Origin of the sequence: Parashewanella curva (genome assembly GCF_003675895.1) — a bacterium.
GTDB lineage: Bacteria > Pseudomonadota > Gammaproteobacteria > Enterobacterales > Shewanellaceae > Parashewanella > Parashewanella curva.
This window is the reverse complement of the sequence record NZ_ML014902.1, coordinates 1-4,008: the sequence shown is the minus strand read 5'-3', so window position 1 is coordinate 4,008 and position 4,008 is coordinate 1. Positions and strand designations below refer to the sequence as shown.

The window sequence follows — 4,008 nt, the reverse complement described above, 5'->3', positions numbered from 1 at the left end:
CAACGAAGAAGTAACCAAGTTTTTTAATCAAGTCATGCAAATGGATACTTTTACATTACGCCAAGAGGCTATTTCAACTGAAAAGTTCCCATGATTTTAGCTAAAAATGAACTCCGAAACTTGAGTTTGTAAGAATATCTTGTTAAGACAACCCAAAGAAGCACTGAGATACCTTAACTTTGAGCGCTCATCTTTCGACACAAATCAAGAGTTGTATGATACCTTATCGTTTGACACCAGCAGATCAAAATAGACTGAAAAATTTTTTTAACTATCAAAATACGGAGCAGAGCACTCCCTGTTTACCGTCACATAAACGCCCACCTTCAACCCCATACCTTGATAACTTACCCGATATTCACTCATATAATAGAGGGAGAAACAATATTTTAGATGTTGTAAGAATTACCGCCAGTAATATCAAAAATTGTCGGGAAATGACTGAAGTATGGCGCCTGCTCGATAACATAAAAAGTGTAAAGCTCAAACAGGGCGATTCTATTGCCCCGTCACCATTTAATGTAGGCTTAACCCGTTGTCTGACGATTGACCCTACTCATTCAAGAGTGACCGTTTTTGCTAATGCAACAAAAGTATTAGCGTTTATACAGAAACTCAGAATAAAACCTGACCTCATCACCTGCCTGAACTTTTTAAGCGTTTGCGCTGAGTGCGCTGAATATGACGACGCTGAGGCATTACTGTTTGAAAAAGACGACCAATCCAGCCTAATGCAACAATGGGGGCTCACCCCAAATATCACGATTTGCAATGCTTATCTGACGGTGTGCGGCAAAACAGGGCGATTTAACAAAGCCGTAACGTTTGTAGGCAAGCAGATGCCTGCACTGGGGATTAAAGTCAATTTTGTTACTTATTCTTTGTTAGCAATTGTCGATATAAACCGCTTTGGAGGGCTGATTAAAAAGTGGATAGAAGAAGGCGTTTTGTTACAACATCTCGGTTTACATGGAACCGAACTTAATTTGCACGCCAAAAATATTTTTAATATGTGTGACTCTAAAGGTACTGAGTTAGCCGTTCCATTTGAATTTGCCAAAGCTCTTTTTGATTATCATCGCAATGAAAAAAAGAACGATATACAAAGCATAATAACAGGGTATCACTCTGGTCAAAAGCTACGCATTAAATTTAGTCAACTCCTTAAGGAAGAATTGAAAGTAGATGTAACTATAGATCCCTCTAATCCAGGGGTGATAATCTTATCGCGGAGCTAACAATGAGCACTTCACTCTTTAATAGATAGTTAATATCAACGCCGTGGGAAGTTGCTGTGAATAATGTCAGGGGTTGTACTCTTAATCAAACGGTTACAATAAGGTTATTATAAAGTTCGAATCTAGATTAGAAAACGAACAAGCATAAATCTTGTGAAACTCATTTCGGGGCAGAATTTTCACAGAACACCAAATAATTTTTATGAATTCCAATACTGTCTTAAGTATTTATACATGGTTTGTTGGTTAACATTATTCGGATCATTATGTTGATATAAGTGGTTTAAAGCAGTGCTAGAATTTAAAGAGTTTTCTGAAAATCATTTTATTTCTAAACCAATAACTTATGCTCACTTAGTTGAAGTGAATCAAGTGGAATGCTCTATTTGCATGGTATCATTCAACGAATTCGAGTATAGTGTCACAGCCCCCCCCCTACTGTTCTAAACCACATTATTTTCATTTCGAGTGCTTGCAAGTATATTCGAAAATTAGAGCAGAAAATAACGATGAGATGAACTGTCCAATATGTAGGGTTGATTTTAAGATTATGGGTGAAGCGTTATGTAATAAACCCATACCCGTTGTTCAATATAATCAAGTGCTATCTAGTTTATTTTCTACTGGAAAACAAATGCTAATACGGGCTCAAACTGATCAAACAAAAGTAAAACTAGCTTGGAACTTTTTATGCGATGCTGTTAATGGGGGCTGCATAGAAGCGATTCCGTTTCGAGCAGAAGCCTGCTTTTTACAAGGGAAAATAGAACTAGAAAAAGCACGTAATGATCCCATTAATGTAAAACCAGCTTGGAGCTTATTATGCGACGCTGTTAATGGGGGCTGCATAGAAGCGATTCCGTTTCGAACAGAAGCCTGCTTTTTACAAGGGAAAATAGAACTAGAAAAAGCTCGTAATGATCCCATTAATGCAAAACTAGCCTGGAGCTTATTATGCGACGCTGTTAATGGGGGGTGCATAGAGGCAACTCCGTTTCGAGCAGAAGCCTGCTTTTTACTAGGAAAAATAGAACTAGAAAAAGCTCGCAATGATCCCACTAATGCCAAACTAGCTTGGAGCTTATTATCCAATGCTGTTAAAGAGGGCTGTTCTGAAGCCAGTCCACTTCTTGCTGAGGTTAACAGTTACGTATCAAAATAGCTCTTCTTTTCATTATCGAAATGCAATTTAAACAAAATCACCCAAGTAAAATCTCAGAGCCTTTTGATAACATTTATGGGAGTTGAGTAGGTTAGTTTCTTACAATATTTGGGGTTCTCCTAAGAATTAAAAATTATTACTCTGTCTCATTTAGGGGCAAAAGTGTGTTGTAGCTGCCTGTTGTTGAATGCGAGTGAAAACAGGTCATAGTCATTTATATTGGACAGAAAAAGGAGACAAAATGCAAAAAAGTTTGCTTGTGAATAGCGCGTAATTCTCTCTAACTTATTTTTGAAAGTGAGCACAATGGACACTTTGGGCTGACCTTCTGATCATATATAAACAAATATCGGCAACCACAGCGACAATTTTTTAACGTCGCATTTTCTTTTTTGATTTCACTGACAAGTAACCAAGCCTCATTTAAGCTGATTTCATTTTGGCTGTTTATCTGGGGGAGCCTTATCGACATTCTAAGGCGTTGATATAGCTTGTGGGCATCCATTAATACGTTGACGTCCAAATGGTGAATATTGTCAACTTTTGTGAGCTGAACGTACAGATTCACTAATAGCGATGCATCTAATATTCGCCATTTGCTGGTGAGAATAGTTTTGGCTTCCTTATTTTGTCGGATATCGGGGAAGTCCTGTTCTAATTCTTTATAAAGAGAGCGAACCGAGTGAATTGATAGTCCTGTATCGTTGGCTATCAATCTGCTTTGAAGTCCATGTTTTATTAACTCAGAAGCCCTATGAATTTTCTCACTACGCTGGATCATATTCATGGTTAGTTTTGCCTTGTTGAAACCGAAGTAAGGTAGTAACTGAGTTTGTTGAAGCCGTTTCCACGGCTCTTTATGAGTTCAACAAACTGCTTAGGGGTTCCTCTAGGCTGAAACTGTAATAAGTGCGGATCAGCAAGTTGTTGGATATCAAGGAGCTGGGTTTGTGCTAACAAATTAATAGCGGTTTGAGGTAAACCTAACTGTATGCGAGCTTGATTAGGTTTGAATTGTGCCCACTGTCTCGCACATTGAAGGTAGAGTAAATTCAGTTGTAGTAAATCTCGCTCTAAATCATTCACCTTGTACCTCCATTAATTCAAATGTTTTGGACGTAATGGCTTTTCTGCTTGAAGCTCTGGCTCGATATTTTTAAGGATAGATATGTTGATATTATTATGTTGACCGTTCAGGAAAACGGTTTTTGCTAGATCTGTATCGCCAATAAGAGTCGGAGTTTCAGTAAAAAAGCCATTGTGACTATTGTGCTGTTCAGTTAAGCCTGTCAATTTTTTTGGGTATTGATAGGGCTGTTCTTTGAGCAAAAAGCTTTGATAGCGAGTAGAAAACTCTTTCATCCTAGATAAATCAGTTGATAAATGGCATAACACTACAACCTGATGTTTTTATAGGCCGTGTCTATGAAATTGCGAGGTTCTACCATTCACCCATTAGGTGAAGCCAAAAATACTCAATCATCACCCCAAAATACCCCAGAAGATCGACCACAGATCGAAATTGATACCTTTGATGGCAAAGTTCATGTTGAGTGGGATTCTGATGCTGAACTAACTCCTTACGGTCAGCTTCCTTTTTTCATTCAG

The 4,008-nt window shown here is 38.1% G+C and carries 6 protein-coding genes; 3 read left to right on the top strand and 3 right to left on the bottom strand.

Annotation, left to right across the window (positions count from 1 at the left end; translation table 11 throughout):
• Nucleotides 1-215: 215 nt before the first annotated feature.
• Both D5018_RS20915 and D5018_RS20910 read left to right on the top strand, forming a co-directional pair.
• Nucleotides 216-1,238: a pentatricopeptide repeat-containing protein gene (locus D5018_RS20915; protein WP_121840911.1), complete on the top strand. Its 1,023-nt coding sequence runs from the start codon at nt 216-218 to the stop codon at nt 1,236-1,238.
• Nucleotides 1,239-1,872: 634 nt separating this feature from the next.
• Nucleotides 1,873-2,400, top strand: coding sequence for a hypothetical protein (locus tag D5018_RS20910; RefSeq protein WP_133309368.1), 528 nt, complete (start codon nt 1,873-1,875; stop codon nt 2,398-2,400).
• 280 nt (nt 2,401-2,680) lie between these two features.
• On the opposite strand, the gene D5018_RS20905 is transcribed toward D5018_RS20910, so the two are convergent.
• Genes D5018_RS20905 through D5018_RS20895 form a run of 3 tightly spaced genes read right to left on the bottom strand, consistent with a single transcriptional unit; the run spans nt 2,681 to nt 3,762 of the window.
• On the bottom strand, nt 2,681-3,187 hold the full coding sequence (locus tag D5018_RS20905) for a FlhC family transcriptional regulator (protein ID WP_121840909.1): 507 nt from the start codon (nt 3,185-3,187) through the stop codon (nt 2,681-2,683).
• Between the two features lie 2 nt (nt 3,188-3,189).
• Complete coding sequence (locus tag D5018_RS20900) at nt 3,190-3,486, bottom strand: hypothetical protein (RefSeq protein WP_121840908.1); 297 nt, start codon at nt 3,484-3,486, stop codon at nt 3,190-3,192.
• Between the two features lie 12 nt (nt 3,487-3,498).
• Nucleotides 3,499-3,762, bottom strand: a complete 264-nt coding sequence (locus D5018_RS20895) for a DUF6475 domain-containing protein (RefSeq protein WP_121840907.1) — start codon at nt 3,760-3,762, stop codon at nt 3,499-3,501.
• Nucleotides 3,763-3,825: 63 nt separating this feature from the next.
• Here D5018_RS20895 and D5018_RS20890 point away from each other — a divergent pair.
• Nucleotides 3,826-4,008, top strand: a 183-nt coding sequence (locus D5018_RS20890; RefSeq protein WP_207819410.1) for a hypothetical protein, incomplete at its 3' end; no start/stop codon positions are given.